The organism is bacterium, from assembly GCA_035454885.1.
Lineage (GTDB): Bacteria > UBA10199 > UBA10199 > JACPAL01.
Genome location: DATIGE010000003.1, coordinates 100,968 through 127,500 on the forward strand (window position 1 = coordinate 100,968; position 26,533 = coordinate 127,500).

Here is a 26,533-nt window from a genome sequence, read left to right on the forward strand (position 1 = left end):
TAGGAGAAACCTATGGAGCACGGGGCTGCCGCGGAAGACATCAAGAAGCACGTCCGGACCTACGTCGCCGTTTTTGTGGCCCTGGCGGGACTGACGGTCGTGACGGTGGGCGTCAGCTATATGCACCTCACCATGCCCATCGCGGTGACGGTCGCCCTGTCCATCGCCACGATCAAGGCATCCCTGGTCGCGGCCTACTTCATGCACTTGATCTCGGAGCGCAAACTCATATTTTCCATCCTGGGGATCACCATCTCTTTCTTGATCGCCATGGTCTTCATTATTTTTTTCACGGATCGTGGTATGATGTCACACGGGATGCATTCTTAGACGTGTCACTCAAGAGCTTTCACATTGCCTTCATCATCGTCTCGGTCAGCCTGTCGCTTTTCATGGTGATTTGGGGCTTTCAGGGTTATCGCGTATCGCGGGATGCGGTTTCCTTGGGCGTGGGAATCACCGGCGTCGTCGGACTCCTGGCCCTCGTGCCTTACGGGCGCTGGTTCCGGAACAAGTTCAAAAAGATGGCAGTCGTCTTGCTCGCCGCGATCTCAACCCATGCGGCGGGCCTGCCCACCGCATGGGCCTGCGCCCTCTGTTTCGGGGATTCGAACTCCGAGATGACCAGGGGGCTCAAGGCGGGGATCCTCCTCTTGATCCTAGTGGTCGCGGGCGTCTTGGCCGGCATCGCCTCCGTCGGAATCACCTGGGCCCGCCGCGCCAAGGCGCTCGAAGGCTGAATCCAACACCCTACGGCTTCCCCTTCGGGTGCGTTTCCGGCTCCTACTGAGCCTCCAACGTAAAAAAGCCCCGGTCCTTTCGAACCGAGGCTCTTTTGAATTTCCGAACAAACTAACTACGGCGCCGCGTAGCTGAACTCTGCGGAGGCGGCACCGGCCGCGACGGTGGCCGTCTTCGTGCCGTACTTCTCGTGCCAGGCTTCCAGGGTATAGGCCCCCGAAGGCAAGCCCGCCAGCGTGCATTCGCCCTTGTCGTCCGTCACGCAGACGTAGGGGTTGTCGTTGCCGACCACATAACCCGTCATCCACGGGTGCACGTCGCACTTGAACTTGGTGACTCCGGCCGCGATCGTTTTCTCGATGTCTTTCGCGCCCTTCATCTGGGCCTGGTTGAATCCCGTTGTCGTGCCCATGTAGGTGTGCACGTTGTGCATGATCGGATCGCCGTTCTTGATGATCAGTTTCTGGCCCGTCACGCCGGCCACGACGCGCGGCGCGTACATGCAGTTGCTCTGATCGATCTCCTTCGATTCGGCCGGCGGGGTCGCCGAGGCCGCGGCCCCCTGCGAAACGCGAACAACGACGTTCTTGAGCGTTCCGTTCGAATTCACGACGACCTCCTGATCGTTCATCGGGGTCTTGCCGCAGAAGGGATCGGCGTCACGCTTCAGCTTGGGCATAGCGGGGGCCGTCCCCGTGAATTTCACGACCACCTTCAAACCGGCCGCGGCAGGGGCGGCGGCAGGGGCGGCGGCCGGAGCGGCCGCAGGCGCCGCGGGAGCCGGTTTGGCCGCCGGCGCAGGCTGGGACTGGCACTCCTGGTTCAGGAACACGTTTGCGGCCAACAGGGCCGCGACGGTCAACACGGTCTTGGTTCTCATAGTCTTTCTCTCCTTTTTAGGGCCCGTATGTTTGTGAAACGGCGCGTCAAAAGTCAAGGGTGTTCGCGGCCTTACCGGTCCGTGCTATTTGACAAGCCGGATGGGGAGAATGTTGACGTCGAGACGACTAATGTTTTGGGAAATGTAGGGATCCTTTGGAAAAATCTGGCTGACGAGTTGCTTACGATTGAAGTCCAGTCTGAGATTCTCGCCTTCACGGACCACCACACGCCTCGTCTCTGAGCCCAAGACTCTGTGCCAAATGTTGGCCGTATAATCGCCGGCCGGGACGTCCCTGATCTCGAAAAAACCTTCCGCATTCGAAACGGCATAGTATGGGTTTGCGGCCACAACGATCCAGGCCGTCTCCCAGTCATGGATTCCGCAACGCACCTGAAGAATCTCCCGATGGTCGAAGCGAACTGTGACGCGGGAAACCCCCTTCGGCTGTGCCACATCGATGGGCGGATTGGTCCGCCCCATCGTGATCAGGTCATGATTTAGATGGTCTTCATTGAGGACAACAACATCCCGTCCGGGGGCGACGATCAGGACGGGGGGTTCAAGCCGGCACTTCTTGTGTCTCAGGACAAAGCCGCCTGAAGGCTCGGGAAACGCGCGCCCGTCTCCCGCGATGCCTTGAAGGGAGACGACGGTATTGGCCACACCTCCCCTTTTGCCCAGGGCCAAGTCCTCGAGAACCGCCTCAGGGCCGCATACGGCTGCATCCACGGTGATCGGCCGGTGTTTGGCGGGCAAGGGAGCCCCCTGATACCGGATGAAGCCGGAGATCGCGCCCCCGGCCCATGCCTGGACAGGAGCGAAATGGATGGCGACGACCGCCAAGGCAGCCGCCAAAACGGAAAGTCTCATTGCGAGGGAGTCGTCGACGCGTGGGAGGGAGAGGTTGCGCCCAAAGTCATGAGGTAATCCCGAATCGCCTCCGCCTGTTTCTGACGGCTGCCGCCGAGAATGTCCTGCGGGGCGGCGTCATCCGTGGGGAGGAAGGCCGGCATCTTGACGCCGGGGGTGAATTTTTGGGCATCTTTGACCCATTCGGGGATGAAATCATGCCGGATCCGTTCCCTCGCCAGGGCCAGATCCGGCCCCCACTGTTCCGGCGCGGAGGTCGGCGTCACACTCCCCTGAATATGGCAGGACCAGCAGCTGAAGTAATCGCGCGAGACCAGCTTTTCTCCGGCCGCCACCATTTCCGGATCGGCCGGCATTTCGGGAACCGTCGAGAAATCCGCCGGAACTTTGTCCAATGCTGAGAAGTACTTGATGATCGTGTTTGCCTCATCATCCGAAAACTTGAACGTCGGCATGCGAACCTCGATCCAGGGCCGCAATTTCGTCCTGGAGGGATCCTTCAGGAACGAGAACATCCAGGTCGGCCTCACCCGGGCGCCGATCCCCATCAGATTGGGCGGGGCCTTGTCGGCGCCGACGATGCTTTCGATGAGGCGTCCTTCCCCTTCGATCAAATGGCAACCTTTGCAATTCAAGCGCTCGACCAAGCGGCGGCCGTCATCGATCTCGACCTGATGCGCATTTTTCTTGGTCATGAGGAAACGTTCGGGCACATCCTCCTTCTTCATGCCTTTGAGGAAGACGACGAGGGCATGGATCTCTTCATCCGAAAGCCCGAAGTTGGGCATGCGCGAAGAGGTTCGCTCGGTCAGGTACATCCGGGGATTCTTGAGTTTGCCCGCCGCCCAATCATCCCACGTCCTCGGAATCTTCGTGTCCCCGAAGTCGAGCTCGGCGATGTCCTTCCTCCCAAACGCGGTCAGTTCAACCGACAGTTTGGATGTGTCCTCGAAACCCTTGATGTTGTGACAACCGTAACACCCATATTGTGAGACGAGGAGGAACCCCTTCTTGGCATTTTCCGGGTCCTTTAGTCTTTGCTGAAGCGCCTCATCGGGGGTCTGAGGCTGGCCGTTTTGCGCCAGGAAGGCCGTGATGTCCGCCGCCTCCTCCCGGCTCAGCCGGAGGCTGGGCATGCGGGCCGTTGGATTGTAGGATTTCGGGTCCTGAATCCAGTTGTAGATCCAGTCGGCGTTGGTCTTGGAGGCAATCTTGTCGAGGGCCGGGGCCAAACCCGTCCCCTTGTCGCCCAGCGTGTGGCAGCCATAGCATCCGACGGTCTCAAAAAGCTTCTTGCCGCTTTCGGCGTTTCCTCCGGGGAATTTTCCGAAGGGCAAAGGGTAAGGCTGGGAGGATTGCAGCAGGTAGGCGGCCACCTTTTCCACCTGCCCCGGCTCGTCGATGTCCAGGGGGGCCTTGGGCATGTTCGCGTGAGGCAAATAGTCGCGGGGATTCTTGATCCACGCGATCAGCCATTCCGGCTGGACCTTATAGGCCACCCTGGCAAGCGACGGGCCGACCTTCGGGGCGCTTTCGAACCCCTTGATCGTGTGGCACCCGGTGCATCCCTTGTTCCAAAAGAGTCTCTTTCCCTTCATGGCCACCGGTGCATGCTCCAGTTTCCATTGGTCCTGATGGCACTTGTTGCAGGAGGCCTCGACGAATTCCTTGCGCAGGAGGGGTTCCGCCCAATGGTGCACGATTCCGTGGGCAAAGTCGCCTTCCTCCAGCGGCTCGTGCTCGATTTGCGTCGCACGACCCTGGCCGCCGTGGCACGTGGTGCAGCCGAACTGCTCCGGAGGGTGCTTGCCCAGAATCTCCTCGCGGTGGGGATGCGTCGCAAACGGCTGCTTTTCGTTCTCAAAACCGGCGCGGTTGATCGCTACGTGACAGGACTCGCACCGGTCCACCGTTCCCCAGGCGATGACCCCGCCCTTGCCCAAGTCATCGATGACCGTTTGCTTGATGTCGAGCCCCCGGCCCCGGATCGCCTCCATCTTCTTGTCAAACTTTTCGAGGGCCTCGCCGTATTTCTTTTCGGCGGTTTTCCACTTCTTGAGTTCCAACTGATAGGTGTCGAGGACCTTCTGGACCTCGGCGACCCGATCCTCCTTCCCCGCCACGGCCTTCTTCAGTTCGACGATGCGGTTCTCAAGCTCGTAGTACTGTTTCTTGCGCTCTTCGGCCTCTTTGTCATGCCCATGAAAAATGGCGTGTTTCCATTCGTAGAAAACTTCGTCCTGGTCCGCCTTGGCGAAGCCCAAGACCTGCTTGGCGTCGGATAGCTCGATGCCTCGCTTCTTCAGTTCTTTCAGGGCATCCTGATATTCTTTGCCGTCCATCCGGATTTCGGCCTCTTCGATCCTCAAGCGGATTTTGCGCAAGGACAGCTGATCATCGGAAAGCGGCGGAGCCGGTGGCACGGGGTCCGGAAGCTGGTCGCGGCGCTTATCTTCGGCTTCGATGGACTGTTGAGTCTTCTCGTATTCCTCTTCGACCTTTTTGAGCTCCAGCCGGTTGAATTCCCTTTGGTAGCCCTTCCAGGACCGGCGCGCGATGAATTCGCTGTAGAAGGCCCAGACGGAAACGAGAAAAAAGAGGGAGCCCAGCAGGAACCAGAGCTTGGTATAGGACTTCTTCTCGATGGGGTCGGTTTCAGCGGGAGGCATATCAGATGTTCAGCCCGATCCAGGGATAAGTGACGATGTACTTGATGTTGAAGGTCCAGCGCAGAATCATCTTGATCGGCAACGCCATCATGGTCAGAAACAAGAAGGCCGTCAGCCCGTAGCGGATCGGACCCAATTCCTGGAGCACCGGGCTCTTCTTGACCTTCCAGAGATAGAAAACCACCCCGATCAGATAGTACGCCCCGATCAGGCCCGTCCCAAAAACGGCCTGAACCACGGTGTTCCGCAGTAAGTCGATTCCCAGATGCTGCGCGAGAAAGATGTTCAGGTCGATGTTGGTCAGGGCCACGACCTTGTGCGTGTCCCAGTCCTGCCAGGGCATGAAGAAGTTCCAGCCCGGTCCGCGGAAGAAGACGCCAATGATGATCAGGAACACCCAGAGGATGAGAAACCCGAAGCCGAAAACGGAGACGGCGAACTTGCGTTCCGTGAACGTGTAATAGCCCACCCCCTTCTTGTTGATGTCGAGATACGGGATGAGCATGAGCCCCACGATGATGAGGCTGGGCAGAACGACACCGGCGTACCAGGGGTCGAAGTAAACCAGCATTTCCTGGAGGCCCAGGAAGTACCAGGGCGCCTTGGAGGGGTTCGGCGTCCTGGTCGGGTTGGCCGGTTCCTCCATCGGGGCATCGATCACGATAGACCAGACCGTAATCAAGATCAGGGAGATCAGCCCGACGATGAACTCCGCCTTCACCAGGTGGGGCCACGTATGAACCTTGTCCGGGGACAGGCTCGAAGCCGGAACGATTTTCTTTTGTTCTTCCGCCATAGGCTAAAGAGGACCCGAGATCCCCCCATCCTTCCGGACGCGCCAGAAATGCACGATGATCAGGACCGCCGTCGCGATCGGAATGAAAATGCAATGAAGCACGTAGAACCGCAGGAGCGTCGGCGCCGCCACAATCGTACCGCCCGTGAGAAGCGACCGGGCGTCGTAACGCGGCGTGATCAGGCCGGTTAATTCGCGCATCTGCTCGGCCAACGGTCCCTCATGACCCATGAGCGGGGTCGCGCGCGCCATGTTCGTGCCGACCGTCACCGCCCAAATGGCCAGCTGGTCCCAGGGCAGCAGATAACCCGTGAAGGAGAGCAGGAAGGTGAGCACGAGAAGAATGACGCCGACGATCCAGTTGAACTCGCGGGGCGGCTTGTAGGAGCCCGTCAGGAAGACCCGGAACATATGAAGCATGACCAGGATGACCATCCCGTGGGCCGCCCACCGGTGCATGTTGCGCATGATCATGCCGAACGGGACGTCGAACTGAAGATACTTCATGTCGACGAAGGCGTATTCAGCCACCGGCCGGTAGTAGAACATGAGGATGACGCCCGTGACCGTGAGGATTAAGAAGAAAAGAAACGTCAGCCCCCCCGCGCACCAGGTGTACGAAATCTTGATCCCGTGCCTCCTCATCTTGGAGGGGTGCAGGTGCAGGAAGACGTTCGAGGCCGTCATCAACACGCGGTTGCGCGGCGTATCTTTATACCCGTGCCGGAAGATCGACTTCCAGACGGTGGAATCGACGACGACCTTGCGGATTTCCTCGTACTTCTCTTTGAGTTGAATCAGTTTCATAAGCGATGCCTAGAGAGTGACGAAAGAGTCGGACTCCTCCCACTGGCCCTTTTCGAACAGGAATTTCTTGCTCTTGTCGACCACGAGATTGCCTTCCTCGTCCAGGCGAATCGCCAGGCGCTCCAACGGACGCGGGGCCGGCCCCTCGAAATTGATCCCCTCCTTGGTGAAACCGCTCCCGTGGCAGGGGCACTTGAACTTGCCCTCCAAGGGCAGCCAGCGGGGCGTGCAGCCCAGGTGAGTGCAGATCGCCTGGATGGCGATGATCTTGTCGCCCTCCCGTTCGATCCAGACGCGCTGTTCCTCCTTGAATTTCTCGCTCACCTCTCCGTCCTGATAATCCGACGGCCTACCGGCCTTGAAGATGGGGGACGGCTCAAAGAGGACGCGCGGAAACATGAAGCGCAGGAAGCCAAGCAGACCGAGTCCGATCGCGGACAGAAAGGCGCCCCATCCCGCAAAACCCAAAAAATCGCGGCGCGTCCACAGATTGGCGTCGTCCGCTTTTTTCGACAGCTTCTGGCTTTCGGGAATGGTCGTTTGCATGGTTAAAAAAAATTCGCGCGCACAATAGCAACCATCACCCCTTTGTCAAGTCCCCCATGATCTTTGTCAAATCGCTAACCCATCGAATCTCCTTGTCCTTCCGAAACCACGTCCGCTGGCGCTTGGCGTATTGGCGGGTGTTCTTGATGACGAGGGCGACGGCCTCCTCCAAACCGGTCTTTCCTTCCAAATACGCGACGATCTCCTTGTACCCGATGAGCTTGAGACCGGGGGCCGCCCTTCCCCACCTCTCCCACAGGCCCCGGGCCTCGGCCAAAAGCCCTTCTTCGATCATGCCTTCCACCCTCTCCTCGATGCGGCGGTTCAATTCGTCCCGGGAGAGGTCCAGGCCGTATTTGATGAAGGTCGGGATCGCGCGTCCCCCACTGCCCCGTCGCGCTTGATCCTCCTTCCAGAATTCCGAGATCGGCCGCCCCGTCAACCGATAGACCTCCAGGGCCCGGATGATCCGCTGGCGATTCTTGGGGGGGATCGCCGCCGCGGCGGAGGGATCGACCTCCTGAAGCTCCCGATGGAGCGATTCGATCCCGTCCCGCCGGACGCGCTCCTCGAGCTCGGCACGAACGGCGTCGTCTCGCGACGGTCCTTCGAAGAGCCCCTGCTCCAAGGCCTTGAGGTAGAGCCCCGTCCCCCCGACGACGAGGGCCCTTTTTCCCCTCTTTTGAATGGCGCCGATGGCCTCCAGGGACCGGGAACGGAAGTCCGCCGCCGAGAATTGTTGGTCGGGGTCGAGGATGTCGATCAGATGAAACGGAACGCGCGAGCGGTCCTCGCGCGAGGGTTTGGCCGTGCCGATGTCCATCCCCCGGTAGACCTGCCCCGAGTCGGCGCTGACGATCTCGGCGCCGAGCCTTTGCGCCGCCTCGACGGCCACGGCCGTCTTACCAGACGCGGTAGGACCGCAGAGGATAATGATTGTCTGAGAAGTTTCTTCGGGATTAATGGCGAGATGTCTGTTTTAAGACGACTATTTCTTCGTCGTGTTTCTGAATCTTCTGTTCATGCCCTTGAAGTGAATCGGTGTGACGTCTTAGAAGAAGGTGGATATCGGCAATATCTTGCTTTAGCTCGGTTTTCATTTCATTCACTTGCCCAGAAAGTCGTCTTTCCGAATCCTTTACCACCTCAACGATCATATCCAGCTTTGAATCGAGATCTTCGAGAGCGATTCCCGCCATTCTTCCTCGAAGGATCCTTTCGCCTTTTTTCTCTTTCACGATTCGCTCTCATAATGTCGGACCTCTTTTTTGTAAAGAATTCTCATTCTGAGAATTGTTATCAAATTGATAATGCTCGTGATCCTGAGTTTGGATTCAACCCCCTGAAATCACTCATACCTGTCCCATACATTAGCATCCCTATGACTGGCACTGGCCTTGCAATCAGTACGGGACGAGGGGGAATCCTAATGTACAAAAAAAGACTCTTCGTTGTAATCATCATTATTCTGGCTTTCACGCCGTGGGCTTCTTTCGCCGAAAATCCCGACGTCAGTGTTGGTTCAAGCGTTGGCAAGGTGTTCGCCGGAGCAAGGCCTTATCTACTCCCTAAATCCATCAATATTCCAACCATCACCTGCAGGCTAGTCACCGTCCCTGTCGGAACGACCGAGGTTCAGGCCCATGCATGCTTAGTCGATCTTCCCATGGGCTCCACCTTGACGGGCGTCGTGGCTTACCGACGGGCGGGCATGGAAATCAATGACGAACTCGAATCGGAAATTACATTGTACGAAATGAAAGTGGGTAGCGATAGCGCCAACGAGGTCGGTTCTTTTGTCCTAAAATCAAAGGATACGTCCGAACAATCGAGTTTCAGCGCCGTAAAATCTGAAACAAATTCTTTTGTCGTATGGATCTCGGACATCGACGGGCGACTTGCTGCAGCGTCCCCCATGCCCGTTCCAGGAGAATCGCCACCGCCTCCTCTTTCTAAACCCTACCAGCTTGGAAGATCCGGCGTCCAAATGGTTTCGGTGAAATACAAGTAACAGAGCCCCGTCGGTTAAGTACTAAATTCGTCTCTTGAACCACTTTTCAATCTCGTTGAAAGGCACTTCCAGAACGGAGGGGCGGCCGTGGGGACATTGGCCGGCAAAACGGGTTTTTCCCATTTCTCCGATCAGGGCCTCGATCTCCTCGTTCGTCAGCCTCTGCCCCGCCCTCACCTGGGCGTGGCAGGCCATCCTCTCCAAGACCTCGTGGATCTTCTCCTCCAAGGGCGTGAGCTTGCCCACTGACTCCAGGCTCTCGATCAGCTCCTCGATCAAGGAGACGACGTCGGAGCCTTCCAAGAGCGTCGGAATCGTCCTCAAGATGAACGTATTGCCGCCGAAGAACTCAATCTCCAGACCCACGTTCGCCAGGTCGTCCAAGTATTTTTTCAGGATCTCCCCTTGGGACGGCCTGAGATCGAAGTTTTGGGGGATCAGGAGGTGCTGTTTTTCGATTCCGCCGTTTTCGTACTGGGCATGGAGCTTCTCGAAGCCGATGCGCTCGTGGGCGGCGTGTTGGTCGATCAGGATGAGTTTATCCTCAGTTTCGCACAACAAATAGGTTCCACCCACTTGACCAACGACCCGGAAGTCACGGGTTAGAAGGGTTTGGATGGGTTGATCGCGGACCAAAGCTTCGGGTTTGAGGTCCCAGTTTTCAGATTGAGGAGCGCTGGGAGCAAGCTCAGTCCGACTTGAAACTTGAAACGTCGAACTTGAAACCTCCTCTCGCTGCTCAACCTTCAAAGCCCCCCGAACCGTCTCCCTCACCAGCTCATGCACAAGGCTCCCATTCGCAAACCGTACCTCGCTCTTGGTCGGGTGCACGTTCACGTCCACAAACTCCGGAGGGACATGGAGATATAGCACCGCCCACGGGTACCGGTGTTTCATTATCAGGTTCTCGTAGGCGGCGAGGACCGCGTGCTGGAGGGTTCGGTCGCGAACGATGCGTCCATTGACGAAGAGGAAGAGCGACTTGGCCGAAGTGCCCGATGCCCGGTGGTCGGCGACGAAACCCGAGAGCTTGAGTTGCCCTCGATGCCCCGCGACGGGATGGAGGAACTCCGCGATTTCGACGCCCAAGATCTCCCGGATGCGCTCGCGAACCTCCGCCTGGGGGCGCGCCAGGAGCTCGGTCTTGCCGTTGTGCCGGAGGACGAAGCCGATGTCGGGCCTTGAGAGGGCGATCGACTCGATCCAAGACGCGATGTGGGAGAACTCCGTCTCTTTCGACTTGAGGAATTTGAGCCGCGCCGGGGTGTTGAAAAAGAGGTTCTGGATCGAGAGGCGGGTCCCGCGGGAGAGAGAGGAGGCGATCTTCTTGACGACCTTCCCGCCCTCGACCTCGATCCGGGTTCCCTCGGTGGCCTCCGGCGGGCGCGTTTCCAACGTCAGGAACGAGACCGCCGCGATCGACGGCACCGCCTCGCCCCTGAACCCCAAGGTCCGGATGCTGAAGAGGGCCTCGTCGCTGGGGAGCTTGCTCGTGGCGTGACGCTCGAGGGCCAAAAACGCCTCCTCCTCCGTCATCCCGCAGCCGTCATCCAGGATCGTGATCCGCTTCCGGCCGCCCTCCTCCACGTCGACCTCGATCCGGGCCGCGCCGGCGTCAATCGAGTTCTCGACCAGCTCCTTGACGACGGAGAACGGCCGCTCGATGACCTCGCCGGCGGCGATCTTGGAGATGAGTTCCTCAGGGAGTCGGCGGATGCGGGGCATGACCGTGCCGTAGCAGAGCCCTCCTTGCAACTCAACGAAGTTCCGGCTAGGTTAATCTGATGCCCCAAAAGTTGGATTATCCGGCGATCGAACAGAAAGTCCTCGATTTTTTCCAGCGCAGTTTCGCGTCGTTCCGCGCCCTGCTCAAGGGCTTCATCTCGGCCCTGAAGAACTACATCCGCCGAAAGTCCCGCTTTGTGCCCTCCGTCCTCCCCAAAGGCCGGCGCGAGATGATCGCCCGCATCCTGGAACATCCCCATCATCAGGACTTTCTGCAGGATTTCGCCCGCGAGTGCGGGATGCCGATCGATCACGTCGAGCAAACGTTCCGGGAATCCCTGAGGGAAATCGCTTCCGACTTGAACTACATCTTCATCGCCTTTTGGGACTTCCTGCTGACGTGGGTGTTCGAGACGATCTACGAGGGATTGGACATCGACCACGCCGCCCTCGAGACGATCCGCCCCCTCGTGGGCCAGCGCCCGGTGGTCTTCGTTCCGAACCACCGGAGCCACATGGACTACCTCATCCTCTCCTACGTCCTACACGACCGCCAAATCCCCGTCCCCTACATCTGCGCTGGTTCGAACCTTTCCTTCTGGCCCTTGGGCTCGCTCTTCCGGAAATCCGGCGCCTTCTTCATCCGCCGCTCTTACGAGGGCAACAAACTTTACGCCGCGGCCGTTCAGGCTTACATTGAGGAGCTCATCCGAGAAAAGTCGTGCCTGGAGTTCTTCATCGAAGGCACGCGGAGCCGGACCGGCAAGTTGATCCCGCCGCGCATGGGGATTCTCTCGAGCGTCGTTCATGCCTTTGAACGCGGGGCGGCCGACGACGTGATGATCGTTCCGACGTCCTTCACCTACGAATCGGTCTTGGAGGACAAGAGCTACCTGGAGGAACAGGCCGGGGCGGTCAAGAAGGAGGAAGGTTTTTGGGATCTCCTCCGTCTCCGGAAATACCTGCGCCGGCGCCAGGGAAAGGTCTACATCCGCTTCGGAGACGTGATTTCGCTCAAAGATTACATGACGGCCGCCGGTGCAACTGCATCGGACAGGGAAAAAATCCGAGAGTTGGCCTATGAGATCACTTATGGCATCAACAAATCCGCCGTGGTGACTCCGGCGGCCCTCACCGCAACGGTCCTGCTCACGCAGCCCCGAAGGGCCATCGCCGCCAAAACGCTCCATGCCTCCGTGGATCGCTATCTGGATTATCTGAAATTCAAGGAGAGCCGCCTGTCCGAGCCCCTCCAAAAGTATCAGTCCCTCGCGATCCGGGAGTCCCTGCGCGGCTACATCCGGAGCCATCTCGTCCAAGAATTCTACGACTTCGAGGAACCGCTCTACCGCGTCGTCGAGGACAAGCGCGCCCTCCTCGACTACTACAAGAACACGTCCGTCCACTTTTTCGTCTCCCTAGGCGTGCTGGCCGCAGTCCTGTCCGCGGCGCCGAACGGGCGGATCTCCCGCGCCCGGGCCGAAGAGGACTTCCTCTTTCTCAGGGAGCTTTTTCAGTACGAGTTCACGTTCAGCCGCCGCCAGCCCGTGGCCGCCCACGTGGATCGGCTCCTGGACTACCTGGTTCCCCGCGGCATGGTCCGCGTCGAAGGACCGGACCTCGCGGCCATCCCCGAGGCGCGCGACGCCCTCGAGACGCTGGCCTCTCCGATCCGGAATTTTATCGAGGCGTACGGGATCGTGTGGCGGACCCTCCCCCATCTGGGCACGCGGCGCTGGGAACAAAAAGAGCTGCTCCGATTCCTCCAGGAGCGGGGACGCATCCTCTATTTGAAGGAGGAGATCGACCGTCCCGAAGCGATCAACAAGTTCACGTTGCATCACGCCCTCTCCTCCTTTCGCGACCTCGGACTCTTCAAGGAGGAGGTCGAAGGATGGGGACGGAGAAAAAGGACATTCTATCAACAAGCGGGGCGCGACGAGAATTTCATGAATAATATTAAGCGGTTTCTTCAATGACCCTACGTGACCATATATGTATATTCACATCTCCCGCACAGATGTGGATAACTGCCGTTTCCAGGATGCCTAATATGAAGGCAATCCAAGGCAATTATCTGAAAAGGTTTGGAAATATTTTCATTGCTGTTCGTGTTTCAACATTTTTTCCACAAGAAAAGAGGATAACTTCATGACCAATTCGACCCACGAGGCCTTCATCATCGACGCCGTCCGGACCCCGCGCGGAAAACGGAACGGTGCCTTTGCCCAGACGCACGCCATCGACCTGGCCGTCGCGCCTTTGAAAGCGCTCGTGGAGCGCAACAAGCTCGATCCGAATCTCATCGGCGAAGTCATCTACGGCTGCGTGAGCCAGCGCGGCGAGCAGGACAACGTCATCGCCCGCGAGGCCGTCTTGGGCGCGGGCCTTCCGCTCGAAGTCGCGGGCTATACGGTCAATCGTTTCTGCGGCTCGGGCCTCACGGCCGTGAATGCCGCGGCGCATGCCGTCATGTCGGGACAAGAGGACCTCATGATCGCCGGAGGTGTCGAGCACATGACCCGCGTGCCGATGGCAATCGACTTCGACGTCGGGGAATCTTCCTTCGGCAGGCGCTTCCCCGACCTCGTCCCCCAGGGGATTTCCGCGGAAATGATCGCCGAACGCTACGGGTTCACTCGCCGCCAGTTGGACGAATTCGCGGCCGAATCGCAGACCCGGGCGGCCCGGGCCTGGGAGGAAAAGCGGTTCGCGAAAGGCGTGATTCCCGTCCCGGTCAGGACGGCGGACGGGGGAACGGCCGTCGTGGATAAAGACGAGCACTTAAGGCCCGGAACGACCGCCGACAAACTCGCCGCCTTGAAGCCCGTTTTCAAGACCGACGGCGTCATTCACGCGGGCAATTCCTCGGGGATCGTGGATGGGGCCGGCGCGGTCCTCATAGCGTCAAGGAAGGGTCTGGAAAAGACCGGCCTCAAGCCCCGGGGGCGGATCATTGCCACGGCCCAGATCGGCGACGATCCCGTCATCATGCTGCTCGCCCCGATTCCCGTCACACGAAAGATCTGCGCCAAGGCGAATATCCCCCTCAAGAAAATCGATCTTTACGAAGTGAACGAGGCCTTCGCGCCCGTTCCCCTGGCGTGGCTCCATGACCTCAAGAACGAGGGAGCCGATTGGAACAAATTGAACGTCAACGGCGGGGCGATCGCCCTGGGCCATCCCATCGGCGCAACGGGGGCCATGTTAGTGGGAACGATCCTGGATGAACTGGAGCGTACTGACAAGAAATACGGATTGGTGACGCTCTGCACGGGCCACGGCATGGCGCCGGCGGCGATCATTGAAAGGCTTTAGTCCCGAGACCTAGCTATATTCCGGATGATCGGAACCCCGCAGGGCCGCGATCGAGTCATGAGTGCGGCGGATCAAGGCGCGCACCATGCGTGTATGCAGTTTTTTCTCTTCTTCGGAAGCTTCCCCCGCCTGGATGGACGCGGACAGAAGTTTCGTGGGACCAATCAATTCTTCGTAAGGAATCGGTTCGATCACCCCGGAACTGATGCGCGAATCATTGTGGTGAACCGAAAGGATCCATTCCAATTCTTCGAGGCGGCTGATCGTTCTTGATTTCACGGAGCGCGCCCGGACGCGCAGGAAATCGGTCAATGTCGCCGTTCCGTCTGAGATCTCAGCCAACCCCGCATAAACCAATTGGCTGACGGTGGCGGCCCACTCGGCGGACATGCCGCGATAAGGCGAAGGCACCTCCGCCGGCATGGATCCCTCGACGATCGCCTGGGGATATTGCGAATTGCGCGTGATCCAGAGCGGGTGGCGCAGCGTGTCGCCACCCTCCCAAGGCGGCGGCAGACTCGTTCTCAAGAAACCGCTGTCGCTCAGACCCACGGCGGGAATCGAAGGAAGCGACAGGTCTCCACGGGGGAACCACATGGGGCGGACCACCGACGGCGCTATCGGGATGATCGTTAGCGGCATTCTTCCTCCCTGTTCGAGTGGCCTATCGTCAAAAAAATGGAAATGTTGCGGGGATGCTACACAAAGTGAACGGAATTGAACAGAAAAAATGACATTATATGGTCATTTTATCCGCTTTTTGGGTCTTCGGGTTCAGGGGGTTCCTGTGATTTCAAAAATCCCTGAAGCAGGGCAAGTTCCGCCTCCTCAACAGCCAATCCCAGGGATCGCAGATGCATCAATAACGCGCCGCGCAAGAGACCTTGCACTTGCGAGGCCAAACCATCCCCACCGACGCGGGCGACGATTCCGGGAATCTCGCCCACGGCGCGCTCCAAGGCCTGGTAATCGCGGGCCTGGCGGATCCTCCGGTCCGACTCCTGGATGCCGGCGATGAGATGCGCCCGGGCGTCGTCGAAGGAAACGATCTCGTCGATGGATCCCTCCGCCAGGGCCACGCGGGGATTCGCGACCTCCTCGATAAAACGCCGTTCGATCTCCTTTTGAACCTGCGCCTTTTCCTCCTTGGGCGCCTTCGCGATCGCCGTCTTGTACTCCTTCACGATCTTCACGGCCCCCTTGGCGCCCATGACCATGATGAGGGCGCTTGGCAGGGCCGCGTTGTAGTTGAAGGGGATGAATCTCTCCTGGCCGTTGTAGGAGACGACGAAACCGCGGATGTTCTTGGAGGACCGCTCGATGTAGCCCCCGCCCGTGTTCTTTTCGACGGTCAGCGTCGCCTCGGCCTCCGGATACTCCACTTCCGAGATGAGGAGCTGCCCGCCGATGTCGATGATCTCCTCGTCGCCCGGCTCGAACCCCGGCATGATGACCAAGTTCACAAGTTTGATCCCGAGCTTCGCGCAGAGCCGCTTGAACTGCTCGACCTTTTCGGAGCTGTCCTTGTCCGCCACGCCGGCGCGGACCAACGGTTGATTGGCGACCACACCCCGAAGCCCACCGTTCAAGTATGTCCAACCCACGAGGGCGTTCCCCGCGAAGTCCGACTTATATTCGACGAAACTCGCTCCGACGTCGAAGACGCCTTCGAGGCGCCGTCCGCTCATCCGGAATTGCACGGCGAGCTTTCCCTCTTCGGTCACATAGGCACGGAATTCGCAGGGGCGGTCGGCATTTTGCGCCGTCATCGAGTTCCATTCGTCCTTCTGCTCGGCCTCCCTCCGGGAATCGTGCACGGTGAAGTCCAGTTCGCCGTTGGGCTGGCGAGGCACCGGGAAGCCCGTCATTCTCACGAAGAGATCGTCGATCTGGCTGGGCGTCGTATACTTCGTGACCTGGAACTCCTCCCCGCCCTGGATGATCTTCCGCATGTCGAAGGGCTCCTCCGAACGGCTGGGCAGGACCCAATTGAAAATGTCCCCCGACTTCCGATCGGACCTGTCTTCCGTCGGCCGTTCCGGAGACCCAAAGACCGTTTCCAGAAGGCCCACGGTCTGAAAGGCCTCCTCTTCGGTCCCCACGACGAAATCCGCGTAGCCGCGCACCTTGTTCGCCACCTTGGGGTCGTGCCCCTCTCCGAGGACGGCGATGACGACGTCCGAGGATGCGTTGGCGTGCCCTTCGTCGAATTCACGGCGGCCGGGGTAAAGGATCGAATACTGGAGTGCGCGGCCCGACGTCCGGACCTCGTGCGACAGACGGTCGACCTTGTCGCTCCACCGCGCGAGCTTGTCGTCCTGCATCCGGTCTCCGTACAGCCACGGCGAGCGCTGGTCCTTGACAACGGGGATGCCCAGATTCCGGCAGAGGCGCATGAAGTCGGACATCTTGCGGAGGGACTTGTAGCTCATCTCCTCCCAGTTGTCGGCGTAGTTGCTGATGATGCCCACGTTCCGCCCGTTGATCCGCCCCAGGGCGGTGATCACGCTGCCGAATTCGGGCTTGAGCTCGATCAGCTTCCCCCCGTCGACCCGGTCCCTCAGGGCTTGGCGTGTATGATCGTTTTCACCGACGTCGTACGCAGCCACGGCCGGGGGATCGAAATCGTCCCCGGCCAGGAAGTCGAGATAGGCGCCGGTCCATTGGAAGGCCTGTTCCTCGGTGTCGAAGGCGACGTCGCCCACGCCCGTATCCTTCATGTGCGGATCCGCGCCTCCAAGATCGGAGTTGGTCACTTCGAGGCCTTTCACTTCTCTCACGATGTCGGCGCCGGTGAGGAACATGTTCCCGATGCTTTCCCGCGGCTTGATGCCCCGCACGAAGACGACGGGCCCTTCGCTGACGGATGGCGTGTAGGCGGCCATCCCCGCGCAGGGGCCGAGGATCATGTTGACGATCGGAATCCAGTGGCGGCTCATCGTCGTGTCGCGCATCTCGGAGCCGGCCCCGTCCAGGCCGGCGATGCCCGACTGAACCCGCGCCCCGCCCGAATCCCAGATCTTGACCAGGGCGCCCCGCGCCTCTCGGGCGCGTCGCGTGATCCAGGCCATCTTTTCGCCGACCGCGCGGTCGACGGTTCCCCCGTCGACGCGGAAATCGCCCGCCATCGAAAATACACGTCTCCCCTTTCGGACCCCCATCGCCAGGCGGATCGCGCTGTTCTCGCCGGGTTGGTCCCATCCCTCCGCTTCGAGACGGGACTCCTCCCAATTCCCGGGGCCGTAGAGGAGATTCAGCCTCTCCTCCGCCAGAAGCTTCCCGCGCGCCCGCTGCTGCATGGACTTGAGTTCCAGATCGGTCCTCGGTTCCGCGACGTCCTCGGACGGGTCGGTCAGCTTGAGAAGAAGATGTCCGTCCTCCAGATAGAAACGGAGGATCTTGCGCTGGATGATGCCGTTGAGGATCAAATCGACGAAGATCCGCGTGCTGAAGGCCGAGAAATTGTCTCCGAAGCGGTAGATATTCTCCGCCACCTTGAGGGCCGTGCGTGGACTGAAGGATCGCGGCGTGTCTTCCTCGTTCCAAGGCAAATTCTGCCCGATGGCGAATACGACCGGACGGTTGGCGTGATGATGCGTCTTGGCGTCCTTCGGGTCCTCGAGGGCCTTGTAGGCCGCGATCACGCGGATGGAGTCGATGTAGGCACGCTCGACAACCGGGGCCTCGTCGATCTCCCCCCTCTCATTGTAGTTGAACCGGATCTCCTGGTTCACCCAGGAGACCGCCAGGATCCGGCGGTCGTTCTTCTTCTCCGGATCCTTGGAGACAAGCTCGAAGGCCGCCGTGTTGTTCCCGAAGGTCGGGAGCCTCCGGATGTTGAAATTGACGTAGTGACGCTTAAGATCTCCGGTATCGACGTGGGAGCGCGGCAAGTCGCGGAAGGGGTTGTCGTCGAAGGGGGCCTTCAAGGAGGCGCGCATCGCCTCGATCTGATCGGGTTGAAAACTCGCGAGCGGCGCCTTGGTGATCCTTTCATAAGACTCCGCATAGGCGTTGTCGACCGGGGGCGGCACGAGCTTCTGGTAACCCGCCAGATCCAACTGATTGAGCGAGACCATGGCCGCGTGTTTGAGCGGCGAGTTCCAGGGCTCGTTTTTCCAAACCTCCTGCAAACGGCCGGACAGGGAACGGTCGCCCCAGACGGCCGCCAACCGGACCCAGGGGGTCAGATGCTTCTGGCGGTCGGCGAGCCCCCAGGTAATCGCCTCCTGAACCTGCAGGAGGGCCTTACGAGTCGCTCCCGGATGGGCCTTCAGCGTTGCACTCAACGTCTCGATGGCATCGAGCTCGCCATCCTTCGCCATCTTCATCTCGACGGAGATCCCGTATTCTCGAAACAGGTCGACCACGATCCGCGCGAATTCGGCGGTCGGTTCGAAGCTGGTCCACGCCCCGAGGCTGTGCCAGAGGCGCAAGAGCTCGCGTTTGAGCCCTCCCTGGGTCAGGCGTCTCATCTGCAAATAAATGTTCATGAAGGAATCCAGGTACTCGGCGATCATCTTCGGACGGATGGAGTGCTCGCTTAACACCTCGCTGAGGACCTGCATCATCCGGTCGGCGTGGGCGGGCACCACGTCGTACCCGAGGAAGAAGGCCTTGAAAAACTGCATCGCGACGGGAATGTTGCTGTCGAAGTTCGACCGGAAACGCTCCGCGGCCTCCTCGATGCCGTTTCCATTGGCCCCCGCGATCCGAAGCCACTCGGAGGCCTGCTCCGGCAACTGGAAATCGACCCCCTCCTCGCCCTTCTTGGCCTCGGCCTGGGCGGCGCCTTCGGGGACGATCGTCATCAAGCTGTCGTCCTGCGCCACGTTGTCGCCCGCCTCCACGGCCACCTTCGTCACCCGGCCTGCCGTTTCGGCCTGGATCTCGTTCTCCATCTTCATGGCCTCGACGACGGCCACCTTTTGGCCCTTGTGGACCAGGGTCCCTTCCGGAACGACGAACAGCAACTTGCCGGGCATGGGCGTCTTGACGGCCCGCGCACCGGAGGAAACCTCCTCGATCACCTGCTCGATCCGGATATTCTTTCCTCCGATCTGGACCGTCACGCCCGTCTCCGTGGGGGAGACGTCTGTGTTCACCACCTGGTTGTCAAAGGTGATCAGGTGATTGTTGCCGATGTAGCTGCTTTCGATCGACCGGGGGACCCCGTTGATGCTCACGTTGAGCGCGTTCAGGCCGACGCGGGAGACGACGACGTCATAGACCCGGTCTTCGTGCTTCAGCTTGTAAACCCTCGGCAGCGGGTCCGGAATCTTGCTCGCGGAGATGGCCGTCGCCCGGTTGTCGTAGAGGTCCGCCAGGACGTTCCGCGCCTCGTCCTTGTAGAGGGTCGCCGCGGCGGCGATCAGAGCATTGCCAACCTCGATCGTCGTCGGGGCGCCCGCGTTTTCGGCCCCGGCACCGAATTTGTCCGTCAAGGTCCCCAAATGAAGCCGATTGGACCTAAACTCGTCGGTGTCCAAGACCCTCATGAGAAGCGGCACGTTGGTCTGAAGCCCGGTCACCCGGTACTCGCCCAGGGCCCGCCTCATGTGGACGCGGGCGCCTTCGTACGCCGCCCTCATGGAGGCCAGATAGGCATCGACGTCGCCCGGCGTGAAGGGCGGCATCACCTCCCAACTCACCGCCTGGTCGATCATCGAATCGAAATGGGACGTGATCTCCGACCCGTCGCTCACCGCCGTGTGCGTGATGATCCGTCGCCCCTTGGGGACGCGTAGGGCGGCGATCCGGCCCGTCTGCGGCGTGAATTGGGCGTTCTCCGCCAGGATGCGGGCCTCGATGGCGACGTTCTTCTGGACGACGTCGCCCTGGCGCCGGCGGAGCGGATATCCCATCGAAGCGAGCATCATCTCCTCGAAGAGATCCACCTCGTAGGCGACGTTTGTGATCGTGTGTTCGACCTGGAGACGGGTGTTCATCTCCATGAATTTGAGCCGCCACTGTCCTTGGGCGTCTTGAAAGGCGATGAATTCGTAGGTTCCGGCGCCGACATAACCGATCGCGCGCGTGAGCGCGTTCAGCTTCTCGTACTGCTCCCAAAGGAGCGCGATGGATACCTCGGTCGCCGTGAGTTCGAAGACCTTCTGATCGCGCCGCTGCCAGGTGCAATCGCGGAAACCGAAGCACACGGAATGCCCGTGCCGGTCGCCGACGATCTGAAACTCGATGTGGCGCAGTTCGCCCGTGAGCAGGTGCTCGAAGAAACATTCCTTTCCGTCCCTGAGAAAATTCGACACGTGGGTCTTGAGTTCCTCCCACGTACGGATCTTGCGGTTCCCCGTCCCGCCCCCTCCGCCGACATCCTTGAGCATGAGCGGCTTTTCGGGAAAGCCCAACTTTCGTGCTTCTTCCCCGGCCTGCTCGAGGCTCTGGAGGATTTCGCTGAATTCTCCGACGTCGAGGCCCGCCTTACGGGCCGCGAGCAGGGCGTTCCTCTTGTGCCCCATGTCCTTCATGGCGGCCGACCCCGGCCCCACGAACAGCAGGCCGGCCTCTTCGACGGCCCGTACGAAGTCCTCGTCCTCCGACCGAAATCCCCACATGGGCACGATCGCGTCCGCGTTCACCGACCTGGCCGCGTTGATCATCCGCGGAATGTCCTTCTTGTTCCGTTGATCTGGGTGCTTGAAGCAGGAGATCGGTCCGTCGCCCGGGTCGCGGGGAATGGGCACGCGGATGTCCGCCATGCGGATCCAGGGCTCGCGCAAGTCCGCATCGACGTACGGAACCGCGATCTCGAACCGGACGCCGTACTTTTCTTCCATGGCCCGGAGGTAACGGATGGCCGACATGGCCGCGACGCCACGATTGGGGATGAAGACCCGTTGGACGTTGCGGACGCCCGGTCCTTCGCCGAAGCGATAGTATTTGCCGTCCGCCGCCTGGAGCATGGCGGACCCTCGCGGGTTGACGGCCGGGGCCGACGCGGCGCCGATCGCCGTCCGGACCTCCACGAGGGCGCTCAAATGCTGGTGAACCACCGCCTCGTCCAACGGACTCTCGCCGGCCACCATCGACCGGAGAACCCGAACGCGCTCTTGGCCCAGACGGTCGGCGATCAAGGGATCGGCCAAATGCGGAGTGACGGCGGCCTGAACGAGTTCCGCGTCGAAACTCATGGCGAGCGGAGTGGCGGTCAGGGAGTGAGTCGTCGCGAGCCCCAAGCCCTGCGCGATCTGGGGCGTCAAACTGAGGATCGGTGGCATAGTTCCCTCGCTTCCGCGCTATTCGGAAGGGATTCCGCCCGGTTGCGTGTTTAATTCTCCAAAAGGAAACTTTTTTGCTTGGTTGCGCGGCTATAGAATCGGCCCCTTACCGGGGGTGCTTCCGGATCATTTCGGCAAACCAAACCCGGACGCCTTCAGGAACGTCGGGCTGGGAAAGGGCTTCTTGGAGCCTATCGGGCGCCAGCGAGGCCAGGAGGGGAATCCACGTGCGGGGATTGAGCCCGGGATATCGGCCGTAGGTGCTGTGTATGTAATTAGAATCGACCTGATGACCTTCGATGTACCGCCCTAGGGCCTCCGCGACGAGGGGGTGCGGATTCGGAATCAAAACGGCGCGACTCCTCAAACTCTCGACGACGAAGTAGTCCTGGAGGACGTACGAAAAAGCCTCGGCGCTCAAGGCTTGCAGGGCGTCGCCGCCCTCCGGGCCCAGGACGGAGACGAATCGCGCCAGAAGAAAGATGCCCGGCGCGTAGCCCGGACGCATGTCGCGGCGCCGGGCCTCGGCGACCATCCTTTCCATCAGCTCGGCCTTCTGCCCCGGCCCGAGCGACAGAAAGAACTCCACGGCGGGGGCATGGCCTCCGTAGTAGGTATCGAGCATCTGATCGCGGGCGAAATCCTTGGCCCCCTCGTAGAAGGCCCGGATGAACTCATGGGACTTCGGCCCAAGATCGTAATGCCACTGGCCTTCGTCGATGTCCCAGTCCGCCTTGCCCCACTCCAGCCGGACCGGGACGTCCAAGACCAGTTCGAGGGAAGGGATGGGAAGCGGTCCCTCCAGATGACGGAGGCAATAATCGACGACCTGAGCAAGATCCCCTCTTGGGAGTCCCCTCTTGAAGCCCGCTTCATCGAACTTCGGAGGCCGGCGCCGTTCCTCCTCCTGATCCAGGAGGCCCCTCACCCTCCCCTCGTGTCCCGTCAACCCGGCAAGCCAGAGGCGGATCTCCCGGTCCATCGATTCGTCGTCCATCGCCTTCGCCGGAAAATCCTCGCCAAACGCGGCCTGGAGAAATCGCAGGACATCGGTTTCTTCCCGGAGAAGATGGTATTTGAGAGCAATGCCCTGAACCTCGTTCTTGCTCCTCCATTCCATGGATCCGGGCCGCGGATAACTCCGGAAGACACGGAAAAAAGCATGGGCATCCCGCAGGAGAAACTGCGCGGTTTGGGGTAAGACCTCTCCCAAGACGCCTGCCCCTTCGGACCGATCCGAAAGAAGCGAAACCATCCTTGAAAGAATATAAATCCCGCTTCCCCGGCCCGGTTTCCGCCCCATCGTTTGAGCCGCAACGGCGAATTCATCCAAGAAGGCCGCTTTCTGCGCGTCGGGGAGACGGACAAAGAGGGACGTCGCGAAGGCGTGCTCGAGTTCGTCGGTGTCGGCTAGGGCCATGGCCAGCCGCTTCGGGCTTCGCGCGTCCTCCTCCCAGAGCCTTCGAACGAATTCGGCCACTCGCTCTTCTTCGTATTCGTAATGGAAATCCGCGAGCGATGGGTCCGTCGACCCGTCGTGGCGCATGAACAGTTCGGCCGGCGGCTTCGTCTCCTTTCCCCAGCGGCTGTTCAGGATCGTTTCCTTAAGAAATTCGACGTCCCAGGAATCCCTGGCCAGCACCCGCGGCATGACCCCGTCGACCACGGCGGGCGCGCGCGCCGCGTCTTCGCGGCGTTTGGCTTCTTCCATGTTGCGAAACCGCAGAATCTGCTCGATCTGCTCTCGGCTCCGGTCCTTGTCCATGTCGATGACCTCTTCGTAGCTAACCTCGCCCTTCAGGAAACGGGCGACTGTCCCGTAGCTTTCTTGAAGCGGCCTGTCCGTCAGGTAGGCCTCCATGCCGGTGGCGTCCAGCCAGACGCGCGCGGAGCGGCGCACCAGGGACTCCAGTTTATGCTGGGGAAATGCCGCCTTGCCCAGCTCCTTCACGCGGGACATCACCGCCACGCCTGCCTGGGAGGCGCGGTGAAAGAAATGAGCGCCAGGATCACCCAAGACCACGATACCGGAGACACGCTCGAAAACTTTTTCCCAATGGGCCGGCTCGATGCCGTCCGTGATCAGAATATAATTCTTCCGGGGCTTCTCCGCGAGGATCGAATCATAATCCGAGATCAGACGGCCCTGGACCGCCCCGGCGATCTCGGTCCGGCCGGTCAAGAGGATGTCGGCGTTTGAAGGAGGCTCGAACTGCGGTGAAGCCAGGGAGTTCCAGACGTTCTGGTCCACCTTCGCGACGGCTTCGTCGAGGTTAAAGATCCCCTCCTCCCGCATGTCGACGGCGCTGCGAAGGATCGCGATCGGCCACATGGGATACGGACTCACCTGAAGTATCCAAAGCTTGCCGTTCTCGACGATGGCCTCGAACTTGACCGGTATCTTGAAATGCCGTTCCGCCGCGCGCAGGGCCTCCTGCAAAGGGGTTCCGATGCCCCGCATCCGGAAAATCAAATCCGCCAGGCGCTGCGGCTGATCACCGGAACCGGTCATGAGCTCGTCTCCGCTGGCGTTCAGCTTGGCGATACCGATGACACCCTGCTCCCGCGTACGGGCCACGCCCCACTTGGGATGGCGGCTGTAGGCGCAGATGGCGGCCGACTCTCTGCCGAGGTTCCCGAAGATCTGCTTCTGGATCAGAAGGGCGGCCGGAGGATCCTCGGGAATGCGATATCGTTCGCGGTAAAGCCGCGCCGAAGGCTCGTTCCATGCCTCGGCGATGCGGACCAACCCGGCTTGGAGCTGTTCGTAGGGGTCCTCCGGAAAACCCCCTCCCTTGTGATGGCTGATGACGCTCCGCGCGACGTTGATCCGGCGTTTGTACTCGCCAATGACGTCCTTTTTCTTGTTGCGCCCCGTCACCGGATGATCCAAGGAACCGAAGAGTTCCCGGGGCACGCCTCGAACCGTCACGCCGAACTCAATGACGTAATGAAGATAGAGCCGATAGGCACCGATCATGTCATGAAAGCTCTGCCCGAGCCCCTTGACGGTCTTGGAATTGAGCCCGACGAACTGGAGCGTCGGCAGAAGTCCTTCCATCACCCTCTGACCGCCGCTGCGAACGGACACGATCAGGGGCTTGTACCGATCCCCGAATTTGAGTCCCGTTTCCGCCTCCAAGGCGGAGACGATTTCCGGCAAGGAGTTGCCCACGTTCTGGCGCGTCGACGGATCGGAAATGATCCGTCTCACGAGGTTCGAACTTAAGGAAACCGCGGGGGGGATCGGAAAGTCCATGGCCCGCATTTGCGCCAGGCGGCTTGCCTTGTCTCCGTAAAGCTCGGGCTGGTCCCCGGCGATCCGGTCCAGAGGAACGACATTGTCCGCGATGTTGATCGGGGGAAGGGCCGGCCTGCGCGGCGCGAACGCGAAGGGCATCTGAAATGGCCTGGAGGCCGCTTCGGGAAGCCGCCGGCGCACTTCTCCGATCAACCCTCGAAGGACTCGTTCCGTCGTCGCGTCTTCCGGGGGAAGAGCGACCCCCTCCAGGAGCCTGGCGACCTCGGGACTTTCCTGAGCGCTTTCAAGGAGCGCCTGCAGCTGCGTCGTCAGCGGGCCGGCGCCTTGCCCTGCGGCCAAACCGCTCTCGATGGTCTGGAGCCCGGAGAGTAGGCTCGCCAGAATGGCACTGGACTGAGGGCCAAGGGGGTTCATGACGCAACCTCTTCGCCCTCATCAGAGGAAAAGTTGCGTGGCTTCGCTCTGCTATTTGGATCCTTCGCGGACGTGGATCAGAAGGCGAAAAACCAATGAAAACAAGATGATACCCAGAAGAAAAACCGGCCGCTGATCGGGCCGGAGGGGAACAGAAAGAGACAATCGTGACACCACGAAGATCGCCACCTGGCCCAAGAGTGCGGCTGCCAGAGCGGTCCAAAAGAGATCCATGAGAATCTTCCTCATCGGCGAGGGTCTCGGCGAGGTGGGGGCCAAGTTGCGGCGTTTTTCGGTCAAACTTTTCCTTCACAAAAACCGGCTTTCCCGCTAAACAAAATATATGGCCATCCAGCAAACGACGCCGGACCAAGCCAAGTCCCTTTTGGACAGCGATCCAAACGCGATCTATGTCGACGTCCGTTCCATTCCCGAATTCACGCAAGGCCATGCGAAGGGCGCTATCAACATCCCTCTTCTCCACATGCAGGGGGGGCAGATGACGCCCAATCCGGATTTTCAAAAAGTGGCCCAGGCCGTCCTGTCGAAGGACAAGACCTTGTTGGTGGGCTGCAAGATGGGGGGGCGTTCGCAAAGGGCCAGCGAGATTCTGAACTCTTTGGGTTACGAGAAGGTTTTCAACGTCGATGGGGGTTTCGGGGGAAACGAACATCAGCCGGGATGGAAGGACTTGGGCCTTCCTGTCAGCTCGGACAACGGTGACGGCGTTGGTTACGAAACTCTCGTAGCAAGGGCCAAGGCAGCGCCCTAAATTCCACATGACAGACCTGTCTATCGCCCAGGGAAGCACATACGCGCATGTGATCCTGGATGCGACGTTGCGCTTTGCCCGACGTCCCGCCATGAAATGGATGGGCGAATCGGGCTGGCGGACGACCACGTATTCCGAACTCCGAGGCGAGATCCTGGCGATTGCAGCGGCACTCCAGAAAAAGGGCGTATCGAAAGGCGACCGCGTCGGCATTTGGATGGAAACCTGCCGGAACTGGGTCTTGTCCGACTTGGTCATTCAGATCCTGGGCGGCGTGACGGTCCCCATTTATCACACACAGACCCCCGAGAAAGCGCTTAGGATCCTGAAGGACGCCGAGGTCAGGGCCCTCTTCTCGACATCCCAACGTCTTGAGGCTTTGCGAAAATTGGGCGCTGGCGTCGAACTTGAAATCGATTCGGAATCGGGGATCGACTCCCTTCGGGAAGCGGGCCAGCGGCAGCTGGAGGATCAACCATCCCTG

Annotated in this window: 19 protein-coding genes (1 of these 19 running past the window's edge); 7 read left to right on the top strand and 12 right to left on the bottom strand. The window is 60.2% G+C overall.

The window, feature by feature from the left end; all coding sequences use genetic code 11:
* The first annotated feature begins 12 nt into the window (after nucleotides 1-12).
* Complete coding sequence (locus VLJ37_00525) at nucleotides 13-330, top strand: cytochrome C oxidase subunit IV family protein (GenBank protein HSA58157.1); 318 nt, start codon at nucleotides 13-15, stop codon at nucleotides 328-330.
* A gap of 2 nt (nucleotides 331-332) precedes the next feature.
* On the top strand, nucleotides 333-740 hold the full coding sequence (locus VLJ37_00530) for a hypothetical protein (GenBank protein ID HSA58158.1): 408 nt from the start codon (nucleotides 333-335) through the stop codon (nucleotides 738-740).
* Nucleotides 741-856: 116 nt separating this feature from the next.
* On the opposite strand, the gene VLJ37_00535 is transcribed toward VLJ37_00530, so the two are convergent.
* The 8 genes from VLJ37_00535 to VLJ37_00570 form a co-directional block, all read right to left on the bottom strand.
* Nucleotides 857-1,621 (bottom strand): TonB-dependent receptor, encoded by a 765-nt coding sequence (locus VLJ37_00535; protein ID HSA58159.1) that lies wholly within the window; start codon nucleotides 1,619-1,621, stop codon nucleotides 857-859.
* Nucleotides 1,622-1,705: 84 nt separating this feature from the next.
* Nucleotides 1,706-2,494 carry a carboxypeptidase regulatory-like domain-containing protein gene (locus VLJ37_00540; protein ID HSA58160.1) on the bottom strand — a complete coding sequence of 263 codons (789 nt, stop codon included), beginning with the start codon at nucleotides 2,492-2,494 and terminating at the stop codon, nucleotides 1,706-1,708.
* Nucleotides 2,491-5,163 carry a c-type cytochrome gene (locus VLJ37_00545; GenBank protein HSA58161.1) on the bottom strand — a complete coding sequence of 891 codons (2,673 nt, stop codon included), beginning with the start codon at nucleotides 5,161-5,163 and terminating at the stop codon, nucleotides 2,491-2,493. The genes VLJ37_00540 and VLJ37_00545 overlap by 4 nt, the downstream gene beginning before the upstream one ends.
* A 1-nt stretch (nucleotide 5,164) precedes the next feature.
* Complete coding sequence (locus tag VLJ37_00550) at nucleotides 5,165-5,959, bottom strand: cytochrome C (protein HSA58162.1); 795 nt, start codon at nucleotides 5,957-5,959, stop codon at nucleotides 5,165-5,167.
* A gap of 3 nt (nucleotides 5,960-5,962) precedes the next feature.
* On the bottom strand, nucleotides 5,963-6,766 hold the full coding sequence (locus tag VLJ37_00555) for a cytochrome b N-terminal domain-containing protein (protein ID HSA58163.1): 804 nt from the start codon (nucleotides 6,764-6,766) through the stop codon (nucleotides 5,963-5,965).
* A gap of 9 nt (nucleotides 6,767-6,775) precedes the next feature.
* A complete protein-coding gene (locus VLJ37_00560) occupies nucleotides 6,776-7,312 on the bottom strand; it encodes a Rieske 2Fe-2S domain-containing protein (protein ID HSA58164.1) in 537 nt (178 codons plus the stop codon).
* Nucleotides 7,313-7,346: 34 nt separating this feature from the next.
* Nucleotides 7,347-8,276, bottom strand: coding sequence for a tRNA (adenosine(37)-N6)-dimethylallyltransferase MiaA (gene miaA / locus VLJ37_00565; protein ID HSA58165.1), 930 nt, complete (start codon nucleotides 8,274-8,276; stop codon nucleotides 7,347-7,349).
* A complete protein-coding gene (locus VLJ37_00570; protein ID HSA58166.1) occupies nucleotides 8,272-8,550 on the bottom strand; it encodes a hypothetical protein in 279 nt (92 codons plus the stop codon). The genes miaA and VLJ37_00570 overlap by 5 nt, the downstream gene beginning before the upstream one ends.
* A 191-nt stretch (nucleotides 8,551-8,741) precedes the next feature.
* Between VLJ37_00570 and VLJ37_00575 the strand changes: the two genes are divergently transcribed.
* A complete protein-coding gene (locus tag VLJ37_00575; GenBank protein HSA58167.1) occupies nucleotides 8,742-9,323 on the top strand; it encodes a hypothetical protein in 582 nt (193 codons plus the stop codon).
* Nucleotides 9,324-9,344: 21 nt separating this feature from the next.
* On the opposite strand, the gene mutL is transcribed toward VLJ37_00575, so the two are convergent.
* On the bottom strand, nucleotides 9,345-11,048 hold the full coding sequence (gene mutL, locus VLJ37_00580; protein HSA58168.1) for a DNA mismatch repair endonuclease MutL: 1,704 nt from the start codon (nucleotides 11,046-11,048) through the stop codon (nucleotides 9,345-9,347).
* A 59-nt stretch (nucleotides 11,049-11,107) separates the two neighbouring features.
* On the opposite strand from mutL, the gene VLJ37_00585 reads away from it, so the two are divergent.
* Nucleotides 11,108-13,027, top strand: coding sequence for a 1-acyl-sn-glycerol-3-phosphate acyltransferase (locus VLJ37_00585; GenBank protein ID HSA58169.1), 1,920 nt, complete (start codon nucleotides 11,108-11,110; stop codon nucleotides 13,025-13,027).
* Nucleotides 13,028-13,199: 172 nt separating this feature from the next.
* Complete coding sequence (locus VLJ37_00590; GenBank protein HSA58170.1) at nucleotides 13,200-14,366, top strand: thiolase family protein; 1,167 nt, start codon at nucleotides 13,200-13,202, stop codon at nucleotides 14,364-14,366.
* Nucleotides 14,367-14,375: 9 nt separating this feature from the next.
* On the opposite strand, the gene VLJ37_00595 is transcribed toward VLJ37_00590, so the two are convergent.
* From VLJ37_00595 to VLJ37_00605, 3 genes are all read right to left on the bottom strand, one after another.
* Nucleotides 14,376-15,008: a hypothetical protein gene (locus VLJ37_00595; protein ID HSA58171.1), complete on the bottom strand. Its 633-nt coding sequence runs from the start codon at nucleotides 15,006-15,008 to the stop codon at nucleotides 14,376-14,378.
* A gap of 107 nt (nucleotides 15,009-15,115) precedes the next feature.
* A complete protein-coding gene (locus tag VLJ37_00600; protein HSA58172.1) occupies nucleotides 15,116-21,601 on the bottom strand; it encodes a carboxyl transferase domain-containing protein in 6,486 nt (2,161 codons plus the stop codon).
* 106 nt (nucleotides 21,602-21,707) lie between these two features.
* A complete protein-coding gene (locus VLJ37_00605; protein HSA58173.1) occupies nucleotides 21,708-25,277 on the bottom strand; it encodes a hypothetical protein in 3,570 nt (1,189 codons plus the stop codon).
* A gap of 343 nt (nucleotides 25,278-25,620) precedes the next feature.
* On the opposite strand from VLJ37_00605, the gene VLJ37_00610 reads away from it, so the two are divergent.
* Nucleotides 25,621-26,049, top strand: a complete 429-nt coding sequence (locus tag VLJ37_00610) for a rhodanese-like domain-containing protein (GenBank protein HSA58174.1) — start codon at nucleotides 25,621-25,623, stop codon at nucleotides 26,047-26,049.
* 7 nt (nucleotides 26,050-26,056) lie between these two features.
* Nucleotides 26,057-26,533 carry the 5' portion of a long-chain fatty acid--CoA ligase gene (locus VLJ37_00615; GenBank protein ID HSA58175.1) on the top strand. The gene runs 1,323 nt beyond the window's last position, so the window shows 477 of its 1,800 coding nt (coding positions 1-477); it begins with the start codon at nucleotides 26,057-26,059; its stop codon lies beyond the right edge, outside the window.